Source organism: Klebsiella sp. GW_Kp182, assembly GCF_040062275.1.
Lineage (GTDB): Bacteria > Pseudomonadota > Gammaproteobacteria > Enterobacterales > Enterobacteriaceae > Klebsiella > Klebsiella michiganensis.
Genome location: NZ_JBEAFQ010000008.1, coordinates 1 through 18,255 on the forward strand (window position 1 = coordinate 1; position 18,255 = coordinate 18,255).

At 54.9% G+C, this 18,255-nt stretch carries 16 protein-coding genes; 7 read left to right on the forward strand and 9 right to left on the reverse strand.

From position 1 onward, the window contains the following. Nucleotides 1-76: 76 nt before the first annotated feature. Nucleotides 77-1,060 (reverse strand): transcriptional regulator EbgR, encoded by a 984-nt coding sequence (gene ebgR, locus ABLU88_RS09860; protein WP_032720237.1) that lies wholly within the window; start codon nt 1,058-1,060, stop codon nt 77-79. 219 nt (nt 1,061-1,279) lie between these two features. On the opposite strand from ebgR, the gene ABLU88_RS09865 reads away from it, so the two are divergent. Beyond that, complete coding sequence (locus tag ABLU88_RS09865) at nt 1,280-1,612, forward strand: tRNA-binding protein (protein ID WP_014226909.1); 333 nt, start codon at nt 1,280-1,282, stop codon at nt 1,610-1,612. A gap of 37 nt (nt 1,613-1,649) precedes the next feature. On the opposite strand, the gene ygjG is transcribed toward ABLU88_RS09865, so the two are convergent. Then, entirely contained in the window at nt 1,650-3,029 is a 1,380-nt protein-coding gene (gene ygjG / locus ABLU88_RS09870; protein WP_004854393.1) for a putrescine aminotransferase, read from the reverse strand. Nucleotides 3,030-3,269: 240 nt separating this feature from the next. Then, nucleotides 3,270-3,824 (reverse strand): PadR family transcriptional regulator, encoded by a 555-nt coding sequence (locus ABLU88_RS09875; RefSeq protein ID WP_004854392.1) that lies wholly within the window; start codon nt 3,822-3,824, stop codon nt 3,270-3,272. A 238-nt stretch (nt 3,825-4,062) separates the two neighbouring features. Here ABLU88_RS09875 and ABLU88_RS09880 point away from each other — a divergent pair, with 238 nt between their 5' ends. Next, nucleotides 4,063-4,836 carry a siderophore-interacting protein gene (locus tag ABLU88_RS09880; protein ID WP_275050676.1) on the forward strand — a complete coding sequence of 258 codons (774 nt, stop codon included), beginning with the start codon at nt 4,063-4,065 and terminating at the stop codon, nt 4,834-4,836. Between the two features lie 223 nt (nt 4,837-5,059). Here the strand turns inward: ABLU88_RS09880 and ABLU88_RS09885 are convergent, their stop codons facing one another. The 4 genes from ABLU88_RS09885 to dhaK form a co-directional block, all read right to left on the reverse strand. Beyond that, nucleotides 5,060-6,709 (reverse strand): glycerone kinase, encoded by a 1,650-nt coding sequence (locus ABLU88_RS09885; protein ID WP_109241060.1) that lies wholly within the window; start codon nt 6,707-6,709, stop codon nt 5,060-5,062. Between the two features lie 67 nt (nt 6,710-6,776). Further along, entirely contained in the window at nt 6,777-8,195 is a 1,419-nt protein-coding gene (dhaM, locus tag ABLU88_RS09890; RefSeq protein ID WP_064375095.1) for a dihydroxyacetone kinase phosphoryl donor subunit DhaM, read from the reverse strand. Nucleotides 8,196-8,205: 10 nt separating this feature from the next. Beyond that, nucleotides 8,206-8,838 carry a dihydroxyacetone kinase subunit DhaL gene (dhaL, locus tag ABLU88_RS09895; protein WP_014226902.1) on the reverse strand — a complete coding sequence of 211 codons (633 nt, stop codon included), beginning with the start codon at nt 8,836-8,838 and terminating at the stop codon, nt 8,206-8,208. A gap of 11 nt (nt 8,839-8,849) precedes the next feature. Next, nucleotides 8,850-9,920 (reverse strand): dihydroxyacetone kinase subunit DhaK, encoded by a 1,071-nt coding sequence (dhaK, locus tag ABLU88_RS09900; RefSeq protein ID WP_009651831.1) that lies wholly within the window; start codon nt 9,918-9,920, stop codon nt 8,850-8,852. Between the two features lie 596 nt (nt 9,921-10,516). On the opposite strand from dhaK, the gene ABLU88_RS09905 reads away from it, so the two are divergent. The 4 genes from ABLU88_RS09905 to ABLU88_RS09920 all read left to right on the forward strand — a co-directional run bounded on the left by ABLU88_RS09905 (nt 10,517) and on the right by ABLU88_RS09920 (nt 16,240). Then, on the forward strand, nt 10,517-11,614 hold the full coding sequence (locus ABLU88_RS09905; RefSeq protein WP_009651847.1) for a glycerol dehydrogenase: 1,098 nt from the start codon (nt 10,517-10,519) through the stop codon (nt 11,612-11,614). Between the two features lie 105 nt (nt 11,615-11,719). Further along, a complete protein-coding gene (dhaR, locus tag ABLU88_RS09910; protein WP_257198666.1) occupies nt 11,720-13,633 on the forward strand; it encodes a dihydroxyacetone kinase operon transcriptional regulator DhaR in 1,914 nt (637 codons plus the stop codon). Between the two features lie 139 nt (nt 13,634-13,772). Continuing rightward, nucleotides 13,773-14,096 (forward strand): DUF1889 family protein, encoded by a 324-nt coding sequence (locus ABLU88_RS09915; protein ID WP_071532228.1) that lies wholly within the window; start codon nt 13,773-13,775, stop codon nt 14,094-14,096. A 359-nt stretch (nt 14,097-14,455) separates the two neighbouring features. Continuing rightward, nucleotides 14,456-16,240: an AIPR family protein gene (locus tag ABLU88_RS09920; RefSeq protein ID WP_348836429.1), complete on the forward strand. Its 1,785-nt coding sequence runs from the start codon at nt 14,456-14,458 to the stop codon at nt 16,238-16,240. Nucleotides 16,241-16,280: 40 nt separating this feature from the next. Here the strand turns inward: ABLU88_RS09920 and ABLU88_RS09925 are convergent, their stop codons facing one another. Together ABLU88_RS09925 and ABLU88_RS09930 are read right to left on the reverse strand one after the other, a co-directional pair. Then, nucleotides 16,281-17,273: a tyrosine-type recombinase/integrase gene (locus ABLU88_RS09925; protein ID WP_348836431.1), complete on the reverse strand. Its 993-nt coding sequence runs from the start codon at nt 17,271-17,273 to the stop codon at nt 16,281-16,283. After that, on the reverse strand, nt 17,273-17,845 hold the full coding sequence (locus ABLU88_RS09930; protein ID WP_348836432.1) for a phage repressor protein CI: 573 nt from the start codon (nt 17,843-17,845) through the stop codon (nt 17,273-17,275). Before ABLU88_RS09930 ends, ABLU88_RS09925 begins: the two co-directional genes overlap by 1 nt. A 140-nt stretch (nt 17,846-17,985) precedes the next feature. Between ABLU88_RS09930 and ABLU88_RS09935 the strand changes: the two genes are divergently transcribed. Continuing rightward, the gene (locus tag ABLU88_RS09935) at nt 17,986-18,249 is read left to right on the forward strand and encodes a hypothetical protein (protein WP_058655896.1); all 264 of its coding nucleotides are present in this window, start codon (nt 17,986-17,988) and stop codon (nt 18,247-18,249) included. Nucleotides 18,250-18,255 lie beyond the last annotated feature (6 nt).

Below are 18,255 nucleotides of genomic sequence, written 5' to 3' on the forward strand. Positions count from 1 at the left end.
ACCCGTAGCCCGGGCAAGGCGCGTCAAGCGCCGCCCCCGGGAGCCGGGCGCAGAGGATTTAGCGTCAGAAACGGGATTAGCGGGTGGTGCCGCGCAGCTTCAGCACGCTGGGGACAAAGACGTTTAGCGGCAGCGCGCGGCCATCGCGGGCTTTCTCAACCAGCAGGTTGACGCCCTGGCTGCCCATCATTTCTGAATGAATGCGCACCGTGGAGAGCGGCGGAAAGGTAAAACGCGCGGTGGGGATATCGTTAACGCTAATGAGCGAAATATCTTCCGGGATCGAGAGACCGCGTTCATGAATGGCGCGCAGCACGCCGATGGCGATAGAGTCTGACGCGACGAACAGCGCGGTGGGGAAATCCGCCTTTGCCAGCATCGTTTTTGCCAGCTCATAGCCGGAGGAGCTGGAAAACCCGCCGCGCCAGATATCTTCTTCCGAAACCACTCCCTTCAGGCGGCCATATTCGACGAAGGCCACTTCGCGGATGTCGGCTTTACCCGGCTCATCCTGGCCACCAATAAAGCCGATGCGCCGCGCGCCCTGGGCGATAAAAAAGTCGATAACTTCTTTGGCGATGCGCACCAGATCGATGTCGACGGCGTCATAGCTGCTGCCGGGTTCATGGAAATCAATAAAGCAGACGTTGTCGGTTAACGCCGTGGCGGCGTCGCGAATCGCCCGCGAAGGCTGGCCGACAATCAGAACGCCGGTCACTTTTTTCAGCTCGGGTAGCGCGTTGTTAAAGTAGCAGTTGGTCAACTCGATACCGAGCTTTTCGCATTGCGTTTCGATGCCGTGGCGGATCGCCAGATAGTAAGGATCGTTGATTTCCAGATCCTGCTGGTAGCTGTAGATGGCCAGAATATGGTGGTGGCCGACGGTGTGAACCTGAGCCTTACGCGAGCTGGTACTTTTATATTCCAGCTTTTCCGCCACCTCAAGAATGCGATGTTTTGTCTCTTCTTTCACGTTGAGAGTGGGGTCGTCGTTTAAAACGCGGGAAACCGTCGCCAGTGAAACGCCTGCTTCGGTCGCGATATCTTTTAGTGTGGCCATTGTTTTCCTTATCTGACGTTGCCCCATCGACGCAAACCATTGTAAAGCAAGCGCGGGCAGCTGCATCTCTTTTCAGTAAATTTCCGCCGTATTATTCATCCCCGCCGCAGCGTTTCCACCGCGCAAAAGAGTGATGAATCTAACATTCTTCGCACTATTATGCGGAAACCTCGCCGACATTTGTTATATTTTACTAAAATTTTACTTGGGAGGTGCAAGATGGAAACGGTGCTTTATGCTGATTTTGCCAGACTGGAAATGCGTACGGGAAAAATTGTGGCGATAAAACGACATGAGAATGCCGACAAGCTCTATATTGCCCGGATTGATGTTGGCGATCGCACGCTGCAGACGGTAACCAGCCTCGTGCCGTACTACAGCGAAGAAGAGCTGCTGGGAAAAACGGTCGTGGTCCTGTGTAATCTGGCGAAAGCCAAAATGCGCGGTGAAACCTCGGAGTGCATGCTGCTTTGCGCCGAAACCGACGATGGCAGCGAAAGCGTACTGCTTACGCCGGAAAGGGCGATGCCTGCTGGCGTGCGGGTGGTATAACGCAATGCCCTCTCCCAGTGAGGGAGAGGGCAGGTCACTACGCCTCTTCCACCGAAACCCGCAGCGCCGCCAGCGCCAGGCGGGCCGCTTTTAGCACCTGTTCACACTGCTCAGGGGTCAGCGTCAGCGGCGGTTCAATGCGGATCGTCCTTGCGTTGTTGAGCGTTCCGGCCACCAGTACGCGCTGGCGGAACATCTCGCTGGCAAAGTCATAGCCGATTTCGTTATCGACAAACTCAATGGCCATCAGCATACCTTTGCCGCGCACGTCATTCACCAGATCCGGATATTCGCGGGCCAGCTGGCGGAAGCCGTCCAGCAGCATGTCGCCTTTCTGCTCCGCCTGCGCGGGCAGGTTTTGCGTCAGCAGCACGTTGATGGTCGCCAGCGCCGCCGCGCAGGCCAGCGGGTTGCCGCCGAACGTGGTGGTATGCAGGAACGGGTTATCGAACAGCACCGAGAATACCTCTTCGGTGGCGACCGTTGCGCCAATCGGCATGACGCCGCCGCCCAGCGCTTTGGCAAGGCACAGAATGTCCGGCTGGACGTTTTCATGCTCGCAGGCGAACATCTTGCCGGTGCGCCCCATGCCGGTTTGCACTTCATCGAGGATCAGCAGCGCGCCAAACTCGTCGCACAGCTTGCGCACCGCGGGCAGATAGCCCGGCGGCGGCAGAATCACCCCGCCTTCGCCCTGAATAGGCTCAAGGATCACCGCCGCGACGTCATCGCCGGTCTTTTTGCACTCGCTCAGCAGGGTGCGCATCGCGTTGATATCGCCAAAAGGCACGTGACGGAATCCCGGCAGCAGCGGCATAAAAGGCTTACGGAAAGTCGATTTCGCGGTGGCCGAAAGCGCGCCCAGCGACTTACCGTGAAACGCGCCGCTGGTGGCGACGAAGGTAAACTTGCCGCGCGGAGACTGATAAGCCTTCGCCAGCTTTAACGCCGCTTCGACCGATTCGGTACCGCTGTTGCTAAAGAAGCTGTATTTCAGTTTGCCCGGCGTTAAGGCCGCCAGGGTTTTAGCCAGCATGGCCCGCAGCGGGTCCAGCAGTTCCTGACTATGAAGGGGTTGTTTAGCGAGCTGATTTTCGACGGCGGAAACGACAACTGGATTACGGTGCCCTACATTAAAAATCCCAAACCCACCCAGGCAGTCGATAAACTCCTGTCCCTGAGTGTCGACAAGCGTATTTAACCCTCCCGCTTGCCACTCTACGGCTCCGTAATCCCCGCCAGCAGTGACCGATTTTCGATACGCTAAAAACCCCGGGTTCACATGCTCTTTAAAGTATTCCCTGACCTCCTGGTTAAGTGATTTCATCTCCTCATGATCGAGCGTTCGCTTCTCAATGAGATTCAGTGCGTGTGCGCTGCAGGCCAGAGCCGATGCGCTGGAAGGTAACCTGTTCAAAATATGCTCCTGGGCGGGGCGTATCACATGATACTGAATTAAGTATTGCAGGGATTACGCCACTTCGGCGCGGGCCAGGAAAATCGGGATAAACGCAACGTGAAATTGCGGTTGAGCAAAATTTAATCTTATCGCGAAATTATTGGCATGTTTTACTCCTGAAGGCGTGAAACCATGCGCAGAAGGGGTCCCGCCGCGTGCTTCGCGGCGGTGCAGGCTGCCCGGCGATGGGGCAGAGGGCTAGTCGAGCTGGGAGATTTCCATTGCCGCGCGGTCAATGACGCCGACGATCTGCTTTAGCTGAGCTTCGGTTATTTCCTGCTGGTTAACCCTTAAATCCAGTACCGCCTTAAAATTCTCCAGCGCGCGCTTCATCTGCGGATTTTTACGCAGTTCACAGCCCACCATGCGCGCCTGCAGCCTGGTCTGAATATGCTCCAGCTGCTCCAGGTTCTCCGCGTGCAGCTGACTGCCTTCGGCGGTAATGGCGATTTTTTTGCGGCCGTTTTCGTCAGCCACGCTGATTAATCCCTGATCCTGAAGTAAATCGAGCGTCGGGTAGATGACGCCGGGGCTCGGGCTGTAGTTGCCCTGGGTCAGGGTTTCGATCTCTTTAATCAGTTCGTAACCGTGGCTGGCATTGCGGGTGAGGATGTCCAGAATCACCAGGCGCAGCTCGCCGTGACCAAAGAAGCGCTGCCGGCGTCCGCCACCTCTGCGACCGTGCTCGCCGTGTTCGCTATGTTCCCCGTGGCGTCCGCGTGGGCCACGGCCTTCTTCGTGATGGTGTCTCATGTTTTTCTCCTGTGATTATTTGATATATCTAATTTATATCTAAAAATAATAAAGTAGCAACAAAGTAGTGAATGTATTTTTTATTTAATTGATATTTAACGTTTTAATTTTTGATTTTGGCTTTTGTGGCGTTTTTCTATGACTATATCAAAAAACGCTTGCATTCTTTTTTAATGGCAATCATTATCATTTGCAAGATTTTTAGATATATCTATTCCGTTCACGAAGGCGATGAAAGATGACAACGACCAGACACCCCAAATACCCGCAGCGCGTACGTAATGAACTGCGCTTCCGTGAGTTAACCGTATTGCGCGTCGAGCGTATCGGCAGCGCATTCCAGCGTGTCGTGCTGGGCGGAGAGGCTCTGGAAGGCTTTGTTTCCCAGGGTTTTGACGACCACACCAAGCTCTTTTTCCCGGCCGCGGGCGCTGCGTTCACGCCGCCGGAGGTGACGGATGAAGGCATTAACTGGGGCGATGGCGTGCGTCCGGCGACCCGCGACTATACGCCGCTGTACGACGCCGGGCGTCATGAGCTGGCGTACGACTTTTTTATTCACGATGGCGGTATTGCCAGCAACTGGGCGCTGGCGGCGAAAACGGGCGATAAGCTGGTGGTCGGCGGGCCGCGCGGTTCGCTGGTGGTGCCGGAAGATTACGCCTGGCAGCTGTATGTGACCGATGAGTCAGGCATGCCCGCGCTGCGCCGCCGTCTGCTGGGATTGCAGCAGCTTCCGACGCGCCCGCAGGTCACGGCGATCGTCACCATTGGCGATGAATCTTATCAAGATTATCTGGCCGATCTCGATGGTTTTCATATCGAGTGGGTGGTGGGACATCACTCCTCTGCCGTGGCCGAGCGCCTGGCGCGAATAGCGGTGCCGGCTGAGGATTATTTTATCTGGCTGACCGGGGAAGGCGCGGTGGTGAAATCGCTGCTGGCGCGCTTTGAAGGCCCGGAGATTGATCCGCAGCTGGTGCGTTCGCAGGCCTACTGGCACAGCAAATAAGCGCGGAGAAACCCCGGGTTGCGGCTGGCGCCTTACCCGGGCTACCGGCCCGCAGGCGGTGGTGAACCCGTAGCCCGGGCAAGGCGCGTTAAGCGCCGCCCCCGGGAGCAGCGCGCAGAGTGGCTGATTTTCCCGGAGGCGATGCTGCGCATCAGTCCGGGTGACCGGCCCGCAGACGGCTGCGAACCCGTAGCCCTGCTAAGCGCAGCGCGAGCAGGGGAGACTATTTCTGCGCCAGCGCTTTAAATACCATGGCCACCGCGTGGGCGCCGGGGTCCATATTGCCGCGCAGGCTATCGCTGTTCAGATACGATGCGCGCCCGGCGCCCGCTTTGCTGGCGTGAAGCGTACGATCCGCGCCCGCCTGCGCCGCGGCGAAAGCCGCCTGCAGGTTATCCGGTTCGGCCAGCAGCGCCGTTAGCGCCGGCTGCAGGGCGTCAATCATAGTTCGGTCGCCTTCATCCGCACCGCCGTAAAACTTCATCTGCGCCAGACCGGCGTTTAATGCTTCGGCGACGCTTGCCCCCTGTTCCAGCTTCTGCCCGGCGGCGGTAAAGAAAATCGACATCAGCACGCCGCTGGAGCCGCCCATCACAACCGTCAGACGCTCGCCAATCAGGGCAAACAGCGTGGCGAGGTTAGCCAGCGGCAGCTGACGACGCTGAAGTAAGTCGGCGATGTCGCGTGCGCCGGCGGCGAAGGTGGAGCCGGTATCGCCGTCGCCGACTTTCGCATCCAGCGCGTTAAGGTCTGCTTCCAGCCCGCACAGCGTGCCGGTCACACGTTCCACGTAGCCCGCAACTTCGCTGTTCTCCGAGGGCGCAAACTCCACCCGCGTACTGCGCAGCGATGATGGCATCACGCTGACCGCGCGCGGCTGTACCGGCGTCTGCCAGCCGGCGGTTTCTACCGCGGAAAGCAGCGCCTTCTCAATGCTCTCTTCCAGCACGATGGCGGTGAGGGAGAAACCTTTCATATCCAGCGCGGTGACCAGCGACGCCGGGCCTATCAGCCAGTCGATACGCTGATGCAGCGGAGTATTGGCCAGCTCGCGGGTCAAAATCGCCATTTCGGCAATCGACACGCCGCCGAGATTATTGATCATCACCGCCAGGCGGCCGGTTTCCGGCAGGGCGGCGCTGAGCTTCTCTACCATCAGCGTAACGATTTCCGCGCTGTTCTGCGTGGCGATAACCGAAGCGCCCGGTTCGCCGTGGATCCCCATCCCCAGCTCGGCCTGATCCGGATGATGGCGCGGAGTCGTTTCCGCATCCTGCGGCAGATGACAGCTGGAAAGGGCCAGACCGAGGCTGAAGGTGTGTCTGGCGGCATACTGCGCCTCGCGCAGCACGGTTGCCAGATTGTGGCCGCGTTCGGCGAAGTAGCCGGCCACTTTATGCACCAGAATCGTCCCGGCAATACCGCGCGGATGTTTGTTATCCGGCAGCGAAATATCATCGCCGACGATCAGCATTTCGACGTTATAGCCCATACGGCGCGCTTTCTCCGCGGCGAGGCCGAAGTTCAGACGATCGCCGGTGTAGTTCTTGACGATCAGCAGGCATCCGGCATCGCCGGTCACGGCCTGGATGGCGGTCAGCACCGCATCGACGCTCGGCGAGGCAAACAGATCGCCGCAGACGGCGGCGGTCAGCATGCCTTTACCGACAAAGCCCGCGTGGGCCGGTTCGTGACCGGAACCGCCGCCGGAGATTACCGCCACGTTGTTTTTGTCGAGATCGCGACGCACCACCACGCGAATGGCGGGATCGCTCTCCAGCCGCGCCAGGTTATTCCACGGGCTGGCGATAATGGTCCCTTCAATCACTTCGTTGACGAGGTTGGCGCGCTGATTAAAAAAGAATTGAGACATAACGGATCCTGAAAGTTAAGCGAGTTCCCGGAGGGGACAGCCTCCGGGGCGGAAAGGTTAGGGCAGGTTAGCCGCGAATCACGCGTTTGCCGGGAATATCAAGGATGACGTTCTCGCCATCTTGCAGCGTCAGGGCACCGCTCTGCTGGCACAGCATCGCGATACCCGCCTGGCGGGCGATAATGGCGCCGTGAGAGAGCTCGCTGCCGGCCTGCAGGCAGATCCCCTTCACCTGCTCTGCGTTAAGCTGCAGGACGGTTGAAGGGAAGATATCGTCGGCAACGAGGATCGAAGGCGCGCTAAACTGCGGCAGCGCTTCATCGCGCTCGTTAAGGTGACGCAGCGTGCGGTGCAAAATATCTTCAATATCAATATAGCGCGCCTGCAGGTAAGCATCGTCGAGATGGCGATATTGTTGGCTTAAATCGCTCAGCACCTGTTGCCAGGCCCACGCCGCGCTGCACTGCTCGTCGCGTATGATGTCGCACGCCGCTGCGTATAAATCAGGGTCATCGAGCAGGGTATGATGCCCGGAGAAGATCGCCGCGATGTCGGCGGAAAACGTCGCCTCTGCCAGAGTCGTCAGCGCGCTAAGGTCTTCCAGCGTCCGGTCGATGGCCCGTTTCAGCCGCAGCTGCTGCTGGCCGATGGCGGCGCTCGTTTCCCGCGAGATCCTGTCCTGCGGCTGGGGATAAAGCACGACCTTACCCTCAACGCGGTCGGCGCTGGCGGGCCGACGCGCGGGCGCCGCCTCGGTTGGCTCGCCGAAGTTCTCCGCCGCCAGCGCCTGGAACGCCGCCAGCGCGGCGTCGGCGTCCGGGCCGCGGGCAAGCAGCCTTAAGGTATCGTTCCGGCGCACCTGAAGCAGGGCGATTTGGTTGAGGCTGTCCGGCGTGACGCATTTACCCCCTTTCTCCAGCACCAGGTCGGCATTGAATCCCGCCAGCGCGGCGACCAGCTTTGACGCCGGACGAACGTGCAGGCCGTTGTGGTTTTGAATCACCACGGAAACCGAGCGCGCGTCGCGGTCGTCGACCGGCGCGGCGGCCAGCGAAGCGTGTTGCGGTTGCGATGGTAACCCCAGCTGTACGCGTTTTGCCTCCAGCGCGTTCATGGCGTCTTCGATCACCTTGTCGATGCCGGCTCCGGCGGCGGCGCTCACCGTCGCCGCCAGAGTCCCTTCCACCAGCGGCGCCGCGCACAGGCGAACCTTCGCCGCAATGGCCGGATCGAGGAGATCCAGCGCGGTTTCGGCGCTCAGCAGGGCGCTGCCGATATCCATCATCACCAGGATATGATCGGCGTCGGCGACGGACTCGATGGCTTCCATAACCTTAATGGGATCGGTGCCGATCGGACTGGCGGGATCGTCAATTCCGGCGGCGATCGCCAGCTTACAGCCATCGTTCATTAACATCTGCCGGGCCAGTTCTCCGACACCTTCGCCCAGACGGGCGCTATGAGAAACAATAACCAGGTTTACCATCGCGTTTTCCTTACTCTTTGGCCGCTGCGGCCAGCATCTGAACCATCAACATCACCGAGGTTGCGCCCGGATCCTGATGTCCGATGCTGCGTTCGCCCAGGTAGCTGGCCCGCCCTTTGCGAGCCTGCATGGCGATCGTGGCGTGGACGGCGGCTTGCGCCTGTTCGCAGGCAGCATCAAGGGCGCCTGGTATCGACAGGTGCTGTTCGCTGGACTGGCGCAACGATTCCACCACCGGCAGCCAGACGTCGCACATGGTTTTATCGCCAGGCTCGGCTTTGCCGCGATTCACCACCCCTTCCGCGCCTTCGCGAAAGGTCTGATAGAGCTCCTCAAGGGTCAGGCTCTGGTGGGCCTGGGTCACCTGAGCGGCGCGAATAAAGAAGGTACCGAACAGCGGGCCGCTGGCCCCGCCGACGTTGGAGAGCAGCGTCATACCGGTATTTTTAAGAATAAAACCAATGTCTTTATCGGCAATCGACGGCAGCTTTTCCACCACCTTGCTAAAACCACGATGCATATTCAGGCCGTGGTCGGCATCGCCGATTTCCCGGTCCAGACCGGTCAAAAAATCGCTCTCTTTGGTGAAGATATCGCCGCAGCGATAGAGCCAGTCTACGATTTGCGTTCTGCTTAATGACATGTCGTTGCTCCTTATTTGCCCCAGTTCAGCGCCGGGGTGTGGACCGGGGCGTCCCATAATGCCAGCGTCTCTTCATCGGCCTTTAACAGGGTGATGGAAAAGCCCACCATATCCAGAGAGGTACAGTAGCTGCCGATAAGGTTGCGCGCGATAACGATACCGGCCTCCTCGCAGCGCTGCGTCAGACGGTTATAGACGCCGTAGAGTTCGGACAGCGGCGTGGCGCCGAGGTTGTTGACCAGCGCGATAACCCGATCGCCTTTTTGCAGCGCCTGCTTGGTCTGCGTGACCTCCTGCCACGCGCCTTTCACGTTGTCCCAGTGGCGCAGCGTGCGGCTATAGGCGCCGTTTTCCAGCAGGGTATCGAACATTTCGTCAACGGTGCGATCGAGAGAGGTGAAGCGGCGGCGGTCGATGCCCGGTTCGCCGTGAATGCCGACGCCGAACTCCATCTCATCGTCCTGCAGTTCGAATGAGGGTTGCCCGGCGGCCGGAACGGTGCAGGCGCCGAGCGCGATGCCGATAGAGTGGCCGAGGTTGTTGAGCTTGCGCCCCAGTTCGGCGCAGGCTTCCAGCGAGTCGCCGCGTTCGGCGGCCGCGCCCACCAGTTTTTCAATCAGCACGGTATTCGCCACGCCGCGCCGCCCGGCGGTATAGAGGCTGTCTTTCACCGCCACGTCGTCATCGACTACCACGGTGGTAACCTTGACGCCGCTTTCGTGCAGCAGCTCGGTGGCGGTTTCGAAGTTAAGAATATCGCCGGTGTAGTTTTTGATAATCAGCAGCACGCCTTCGCCGCCGTCGATGGTCATGGCGCACTCAAACATTTTATCCGGCGTCGGGGAGGTGAAAATTTCTCCCGGGCAGGCCCCGGAAAGCATGCCCTGGCCAATATAGCCGCAGTGCATCGGCTCGTGGCCGCTGCCGCCGCCGGAGAGCAGCGCCACTTTCCCGGCCACCGGCGCATCGGCGCGGGTGACGTAGACCGGATCCTGGTGCAGCGTCAGTTCAGGGTGGGCTTTTGCCAGGCCAGCCAGTTGTTCACTCAGGACATCTTCGACACGGTTAATCAGTTTTTTCATTGTTTATGCTCCGTCGGAGTTTCGATGCGGCCTCTCTGCTGACGGAGGCGATCATCGTGTAGGGGTACCGCCTGACGATATGCGATATCGGGCGATGTATTGATTCTGGCTGAGTTGGCGGGAAAAAAAATCGCCATAAAATGAGTTTCATTACGAAACGTAATTATTAATTGTTGTTCCTTAATGAAACATTTTTGCGCAAGGAAAGGGAAAAATGCGAAGTAAGGCGCCTCTTTCACCTCGCTTCATCAGCGTGGAAAGCCCGCTCAGAGAAATAATTTTGCCCCTTCTTGCCGCCCGTGGTGGTGAAAAACGTCGACGATCGTCCGGCTGGTGACCTTCTTTTGCGCCAAAGGGGCGGATCGAGATCGCAATCCCATCGTTTCACATGAATTCATGTTTCAATATGAAACAATATAATTTATGTCCTGTTTCATATCGGGACAAAAAGGGGAAAGATTTTTTTGCCCGCGGCTCGCCCTACAGTGATGGCATCGCTCAGGTAGCGCTTTCGTCCCCGCCTTTGATGTAAGGCCGGACGGAGAAACACCGGGGCTCATCATGTCAAAACATGCACTTATTTGAGGGTGAACGGAATGCTAAAAGTTATTCAATCTCCAGCCAAATATCTCCAGGGACCAGATGCATCCACGCTGTTTGGGCAATACGCCAAAAACCTGGCGGACAGCTTTTTCGTGATTGCCGATGACTTCGTGATGAAGCTGGCGGGAGAGAAAGTGCTGGAAGGTTTGCACAGCCACAACATCAGCTGCCATGCGGAGCGCTTCAACGGCGAATGCAGCCACGTTGAGATCAATCGCCTGATCGCCATTCTGAAACAGCACGGCTGCCGCGGCGTGGTGGGCATCGGCGGCGGCAAGACGCTCGATACGGCGAAAGCCATTGGCTACTACCAGAAGCTACCGGTGGTGGTGATCCCGACGATCGCCTCCACCGATGCGCCAACCAGCGCGCTGTCAGTTATCTACACCGAAGCCGGCGAGTTTGAAGAGTATCTGATCTACCCGAAAAACCCGGACATGGTGGTGATGGATACGGCGATTATCGCTAAAGCTCCGGTGCGCCTGCTGGTGGCCGGGATGGGGGATGCGCTTTCAACCTGGTTTGAAGCCAGGGCCTGCTATGATGCCAGAGCCACCAGCATGGCCGGCGGCCAGTCGACGGCAGCGGCGCTGAGCCTGGCGCGCCTGTGCTATGATACGCTGCTGGCGGAAGGCGAAAAAGCCCGCCTCGCCGCCCAGGCTGGCGTGGTGACCGATGCGCTGGAACGCATCGTTGAAGCGAATACCTACCTCAGCGGTATCGGCTTTGAAAGTAGCGGTCTGGCCGCCGCGCACGCCATTCACAACGGTTTCACCATCCTCGAAGAGTGCCACCATCTGTACCATGGCGAGAAAGTGGCGTTTGGTACTCTGGCGCAGCTGGTGCTGCAAAATAGCCCGATGGAAGAGATCGAAACGGTGCTGAACTTCTGCCATACCGTCGGGCTGCCGGTTACGCTGGCGCAAATGGGCGTTAAAGAGGGCATCGATGAGAAAATTCAGGCAGTCGCCAAAGCGACCTGCGCGGAAGGTGAAACCATTCATAACATGCCGTTCCCGGTCAGCGCGCAGAGCGTGCATGCGGCGATTCTGACCGCCGACCTGCTCGGACAGCAGTGGCTGGCGCGCTAATATTAGCGTCGACCTGCCCCGTCTCATTTAAGCGATGAGACGTTTTCTCCCCCTCTGGCGGTAGCCGCCGGAGGGGTTGTCGTTTATGAAACAGCGGATAGGGATATGACTGCGCAGACTCAGAGCTTTCCTTTGGTGATAACCCAGTCGTGGCATCGCTGCAGCAAGTTTATGCAGCGGGAAACCTGGCAGACGCCGCATCAGGCGCAGGGGCTGACGTTTGAATCGATTTGTCGGCGCAAGACCGCGCTGTTGACGATTGGTCAGGCGGCGCTGGAGGATGCCTGGGAGTTTATGGATAACCGCCCCTGCGCGCTGTTCATCCTCGATGAGTCCGCCTGTATTCTTAGCCGCTGCGGCGATCCGCAGACCCTCGACCAGCTGGCGGCGCTGGGATTTCGTGACGGCAGCTACTGCGCGGAAAGCATTATCGGCAGCTGCGCGCTTTCGCTGGCCTCCATGCTCGGGCAGCCGGTCAAAACGATGGGCGAGGAGCATTTTAAACATGCCCTGCACGGATGGTCGTTTAGCTCCACGCCGGTGTTTGATAACCACGGGCGCCTGTTCGGTTCCATTTCCCTGTGCTGCTTGACGGAAGAACAGGCTTCGCCTGACCTCTCCCTGACCCTGGCTATCGCCCGGGAAGTCGGCAACTCGCTGCTCACTGATAGCCTGCTGGCCGAGTCGAATCGCCATCTTAACCAGATGTACGGTCTGCTGGAGAGCATGGATGACGGGGTGATGGCGTGGAACGAGCAGGGGATTTTGCAGTTTCTTAACGTGCAGGCGGCGACGCTGCTTCATCTTGATGCCCAGGCCAGCCAGGGGAAAAATATTAATGAGCTGGTGACGCTGCCGGCCCTGCTGCGTCGGGCCATTAAGCACGCGCGCGGGCTGAACCATGTGGAGGTCACCTTCGAAAGCCAGCATCAGTTTGTCGACGCCGTGATTACGCTCAAGCCAATCGTTGAAGAGCAGGGCAACAGTTTCATTCTGCTGCTGCATCCGGTCGAGCAGATGCGCCAGCTGATGACCAGCCAGCTTGGCAAAGTGAGCCATACCTTTGAACAGATGTCGGCGGACGACCCGGAAACCCGGCGGCTGATTCACTTTGGCCGCCAGGCGGCGCGCGGCACTTTTCCGGTGCTGCTGTGCGGTGAAGAGGGGGTGGGTAAGGAGCTGCTCAGCCAGGCGATTCACAATGAGAGCGAGCGGGGCGGCGGGCCGTATATCGCGGTCAACTGTCAGCTGTATGCCGACAGCGTCCTGGGCCAGGATTTTATGGGCAGCGCGCCGACGGACGATGAAAACGGCCGCCTTAGCCGTCTTGAGCTGGCCAACGGCGGGACGCTGTTTCTGGAAAAAATCGAATACCTGGCGCCGGAGCTGCAGTCCGCGCTGCTGCAGGTGATCAAACAGGGGGTTTTAACCCGTCTGGATGCCCGCCGCTTGATTCCGGTAGACGTTAAAGTGATCGCCACCACCACCGTCGATCTGGCCAATCTGGTGGAGCAAAACCGCTTTAGCCGCCAGCTTTACTACGCGCTGCACTCCTTTGAAATCGTTATCCCACCGCTGCGCGCGCGGCGTAACAGTATTCCTTCGCTGGTGCACAATCGCCTTAAGAGCCTGGAAAAGCGCTTTTCCTCGCGGCTGAAAATGGATGAAGATGCGCTGGCGCAGCTGGTGGCCTACTCCTGGCCGGGCAACGATTTTGAGCTGAACAGCGTGATTGAAAATATCGCCATTAGCAGCGATAACGGCCATATCCGGCTGAGTAATTTGCCGGAATATCTGTTTGCCGAGCGGCCCGGCGCCGACGCGGGCTCCTCGCTGCTGCCCGCCAGCCTGACCTTTAGCGCCATTGAGAAAGAAGCGATTATCCATGCCGCCCGCGTGACCAGCGGGCGTGTGCAGGAGATGGCGCAGCTGCTGAATATTGGCCGCACCACGCTGTGGCGAAAAATGAAACAGTACGATATCGATGCCGGCCAGTTTAAGCGCGGACGTATGGAGTAGTTTCCTGTGGGGAGTAGTACGGAATAGTCGAGCAGAAAAGCACCACGCAAGCGTTTAGCTGCGGTCTGAATCAAAGAAAGGCAACGATCTCTTTGATATCCCGGCGAAGATGGGTCCATAGTGTCATCATGTTCATTACGTGGTTAATTTTAAGGATAAGAGTATGCCAACAGCAATCGATAAAGCCCTGGATTTTATTGGTGGTATGAACACATCGTTGTCGGTGCCGAATACTATGGATGAAAGTACCGCTAAGGGAATTTTGAAGTATTTGCATGAACTAGGCGTACCGGCAAATCCTGCCGACGTCATGGCCCGGGGTGAAAAGGAGGGATGGGATGCCGGGTTCACGGAAAAAGTGGCCGGCTGGGCGGAAAAAATTGCCTCCGGTAACCGGATCGTCATTAAAAACCCGGAATTCTTCACCGTCTATATGCGCGAACAGCTGCAGGCGCTGGTGTAAGCCGCCTGTCGCGAACCTCACGTTAAGCTGCGGCGCCCCGAGGGGGCCGCACAATGCAAAAGGGCCGGAGATTTCTCTCCGGCCCTTGCTGTATCTGGTGGCCCCTGCTGGACTTGAACCAGCGACCAAGCGATTATGAGTTCCTAACAGAACAACAGGAAATCAATAGTTTGCGTTATTTATCATTGACATAGTTTGCCAATGTTTGCCTTTGTTTGCCAATAATTGCCATCTACACCGCCACTTCATCGCCATTCAGAAAATTCGTGAAGCAGATCGTTTTTTTGAGGTTGCGTCGATGTGCGTTATGGATTGAAACTAAACTAATTTACCGCATGTTCATAAGGATATCATACAGTATGCCGTACTCATCTTTTGATGACAGTCAATTCATGCAGGCCTTAAAGCAGCGTGATGATCTTGACCCATTTCTGGAAAACAAAATCGCGGCTTTTGGAATAGAGCTTTGTTTTGGAATTGATGATCCGATAGCAACTTTAATGCCTGCTGTAACTGGCGGTGGCGGTGATGCTAAGATAGATGTTCTCTATGTTAATAGGGACATGGGCATTATTGTTGTCTGCCAAGCCTATCAATCTCAAGCTCTTAGACCTAGCGCTAAAGGTAATAAAGGAACTGATCTAGGGCATGCAATGGCAGTTATTCTCTCCACTGACGAAGCACAGTTGCCGGCGGGAGTTTCACCGCACATTCTAGAAGCAAGAGAAGCTATTCGTGATGGTGTTATACGCGCAATCCATGTCTGGTATGTTCACAATTGTCCTGAGAGTGTAACGATACAGAAAGACATGGGGCTTTGTGTAGCTGCTGTCCGTACTCAATTGGATCAATATGGTGAGGCTGCTAAAAGTATCTCATTGCAATTTAGAGAAGTAGGTTTAGAAACTTTAGATAGCTTCTATCGATCGTCATCACAAGCAATCACTGTTGCGGACAAATTCGAATTCCAAGAACCTCGTAAAGGATTCTTGATGCAGGATGCTGCTTGGGAAACATTTATAACCACAGTAAACGGTGAGTGGCTAGCAAAACTTTATAGGGAATATGTGGATTTAGGACTTTATAACCCTAATGTTCGAGGTTTTATGGGGGCAAACAATAAAGACTCAGACAAGGTTATTAATGCTGGAATACAAATGTCCGCTCAGTCGGCACCACATGATTTTTTTGTTTTCAATAATGGAATTACAGCCTTAGTTCATGACTTTGAGCTGGAGAATAATGCGGCCATAAAATCTATTACAGGTATAGGCATTGTAAATGGTGCTCAAACAACAGGCTCTCTTGGGGAATTGGACCAATCTGTTGATTTGTCAAAAATTCAAGTCGGTGTTAGATTTATCAAATGCGGAAATAAAGAGACTGTAAGGTCTATTACTAAATATAACAACAGTCAAAACAAAGTTATCCAGTCTGATTTTCGTGCTAACGATAATATTCAGACACGGCTGAGGGATGATTTTAAAAGATTGAATATTGCTGAATATGACGGAAGTCTACGTGGTCATGTTTTCACAAATAAGAAAAACAAAATAGATTCACATACCGCGGCACAGGCTTTAACAGCTTGGCATGGCAGTCCTTATGATAGTTATCATAATAAAATGCAAATATGGGATCTGGATGAGCATTATAAGACAGCTTTTAATGAGACAATTTCAGCTCCTCACATACTTTTTGTTTATTCATTGAATGAGGCTGCTAATATTTTAAAGGCCGAACTTCAGGAAAGCAGTAAGCAAGGACAATTGAAAGTAGATGATGAAAACTTGTTATCATTCCTCAATGAAAGGGGGAGTGCATTCATGACTGTTCATGCTGTGAGTGGTCTGCTTGAAACATTGCTCAATGAAAAAATTCTTTCTCCATATCAAATTGGATTTAAAACAACTATTCATAAGGAAGAAGCCTGCTTTCTTTGGAAAGATCTTTTGAAATTATTCGCGAGATATATACCAATGCTCAAGTCTGGAGTTTCTGGAAGACTTTCAAATAAAGGAGAGATAACTAGCGCCAAAAATGAATTCATTCGTGCGGCGGGTACTATCGCAGAGGTTATGAGAGATTTTCCTAGTGGCAATCCTTACGAGTTTTTCATTAGTAAAATTGACAATAAAATTTAAATGATAAGGTAAGAATATAGAGGGTAATCCCTCTATATTCTCAAGCTAGCGGATTTAGTTTTACTGCATCTTCCAAATGGTCAGGTGCAAAGTGTGCATAACGCATCGTCATTTTTATATCGGTATGGCCAAGAACGCGTTGCAAAACCAGAATATTACCACCATTCATCATAAAGTGGCTGGCGAAAGTGTGGCGCAGTACGTGAGTTAACTGCCCTGCCGGAAGCTCAATGCCAGTTCTTTCCAGTGCTGACCGAAAAGCACCATAACAATCACTAAATAACCGACCTTTTTTATCACTAGGAAGTGACTCGTAGAGAGCTTTGCTGATTGGTACAGTTCGGTTTCTTCTGCCCTTCGTGTTGGTGTACGTGATTTTGTATTTTGTAAGCTGGCTTTTTTTCAGGCTTTCGGCCTCAGACCATCGAGCGCCAGTAGCAAGACATATTTTTACAACGGTTTCTAAATCTTGGTGATCATGTCGCTTGCATTCTCCAAGCAGCAACGCAATTTGATCTTGAGTTAGCCAGGCCATTTCCATTTCTTCAGTGCGGAAAGGGCGCATATTTTTCAGGGGATTTTCCTCCTTCCACTCTCCAAGACGATTAAGCTCATTAAACACTGCACGAAAGTAGGCCAACTCTAGGTTAAGTGTGCGGGGAGATACTTCTTTAACCCTGTTAGAACGGGCGTACTCTCCTTTAAGTCGCTTTTCTCTGTAGCGGGAAAACATCTGGGCGTCGAAATCGCGTACAAGAGGTTCACCCATACACTCAAAGGCATGGTGCATTGATAACTGGCGTTTCAACCCATCTTTCAAAGTGATGCCGTGGGCGCTATACCATGCATCAACCAATTCTTTTAGTGTGCGGCGATCTTCTTTTTCTTCTTGCCATGGTTTATGTATAGTGTGCTGTTCGAAGGCGAGCGCCTCACCTTTGGTGGCAAACTTCCTTCTGATGCGTTTGCCTTTTGCCCCATTCGGGTAGATTTCACAAATCCACCCCCCAGCCGGATTTTTACGAACGGCCATCAGTTAACCTCGCTGTATACACCTACTACCCGGCCAATCGTTTTAATCTCATCAATCCCGCACTCAAACGGTACTTTACCTCCTGCCACATGCAACCTTTTACCGGGTAGAACCGTTAACTCTCGGAGGCTGATTGCGCCCTCAACATCGACAATCCAAAGACCGTCAGCCAAAGGAGCATCTTTCTCAGCGATGTAGCTTTTGCTCTCGTTTTTAACGCAGATAGCACTTTTCAAGGACTTTTCGAAAAGCTCAGGGTCGATATTCAAAACCCCATTATCAGTTAGGCGACCTTCACTTAATGTGAATGATTTGAGTTCGTAAGACGATTTTGAGTGTTCGTCAGATTTTTTTGGTCCTTTTCCGGTAAGAATCCATTGGATATTGACGCCAGTCTCAAGGGCGCAGAAAGCAGCGAAATCATAGGAGACATTACCGCGTGTATAGCGGTTTTGTAGCGTACTGGCTGCGATATTGAAGTGGTTTGCGAGCTGAATTTTCTGTGTGAACCCGTAGACCTGGCAAATTCTATCTAATACTTCCTCGTTTGAAATTTGGCTTTCAAAGTCCATAAATCGCATTCTCATGTTGACCAATGCGAATTATCGCATTAGGATTCGATTGTTGGTGGTGGTTGGTGGCAAACATTGGCAAACGTTGGCAAACGTTGGCAACCATATGGCAAATATTGGCAAAGAGGAAATGATGCAACATGGCTTCCGAAATCGCAATCTTCAAAATCCCAGCCCCTGTGGTTTCCCTGCAACAGTTCGCAGAGCTTGAGGGGGTTTCAGAGCGCACCGCTTACCGTTGGACTACGGGTGATAATCCATGTGTACCAATCGAACCTCGCAAAATCCGTAAAGGCTGCAAGAAAGCTGGCGGTCCTGTTCGCATTTATTACGCGCGATGGAAAGAAGAGCAGTTGCGTAAGGTGTTGGGTCATTCCCGATTTCAACTTGTCATAGGTGCGTAATTCACT

What these genes read in the sequence shown, in the direction of transcription:
- ABLU88_RS09920 (WP_348836429.1), top strand. Translation starts at nt 14,456, where the DNA reads ATGCCGTACTCATCTTTTGATGACAGTCAATTCATGCAGGCCTTAAAG.
- ABLU88_RS09935 (WP_058655896.1), top strand. Translation starts at nt 17,986, where the DNA reads ATGGCTTCCGAAATCGCAATCTTCAAAATCCCAGCCCCTGTGGTTTCC.
- dhaM (WP_064375095.1), bottom strand. Translation starts at nt 8,195, where the DNA reads ATGGTAAACCTGGTTATTGTTTCTCATAGCGCCCGTCTGGGCGAAGGT.
- dhaL (WP_014226902.1), bottom strand. Translation starts at nt 8,838, where the DNA reads ATGTCATTAAGCAGAACGCAAATCGTAGACTGGCTCTATCGCTGCGGC.
- ABLU88_RS09875 (WP_004854392.1), bottom strand. Translation starts at nt 3,824, where the DNA reads ATGAGACACCATCACGAAGAAGGCCGTGGCCCACGCGGACGCCACGGG.
- ABLU88_RS09885 (WP_109241060.1), bottom strand. Translation starts at nt 6,709, where the DNA reads ATGTCTCAATTCTTTTTTAATCAGCGCGCCAACCTCGTCAACGAAGTG.
- ABLU88_RS09930 (WP_348836432.1), bottom strand. Translation starts at nt 17,845, where the DNA reads ATGGACTTTGAAAGCCAAATTTCAAACGAGGAAGTATTAGATAGAATT.
- ABLU88_RS09905 (WP_009651847.1), top strand. Translation starts at nt 10,517, where the DNA reads ATGCTAAAAGTTATTCAATCTCCAGCCAAATATCTCCAGGGACCAGAT.
- ABLU88_RS09865 (WP_014226909.1), top strand. Translation starts at nt 1,280, where the DNA reads ATGGAAACGGTGCTTTATGCTGATTTTGCCAGACTGGAAATGCGTACG.
- ABLU88_RS09925 (WP_348836431.1), bottom strand. Translation starts at nt 17,273, where the DNA reads ATGGCCGTTCGTAAAAATCCGGCTGGGGGGTGGATTTGTGAAATCTAC.
- ABLU88_RS09880 (WP_275050676.1), top strand. Translation starts at nt 4,063, where the DNA reads ATGACAACGACCAGACACCCCAAATACCCGCAGCGCGTACGTAATGAA.
- ebgR (WP_032720237.1), bottom strand. Translation starts at nt 1,060, where the DNA reads ATGGCCACACTAAAAGATATCGCGACCGAAGCAGGCGTTTCACTGGCG.
- dhaK (WP_009651831.1), bottom strand. Translation starts at nt 9,920, where the DNA reads ATGAAAAAACTGATTAACCGTGTCGAAGATGTCCTGAGTGAACAACTG.
- dhaR (WP_257198666.1), top strand. Translation starts at nt 11,720, where the DNA reads ATGACTGCGCAGACTCAGAGCTTTCCTTTGGTGATAACCCAGTCGTGG.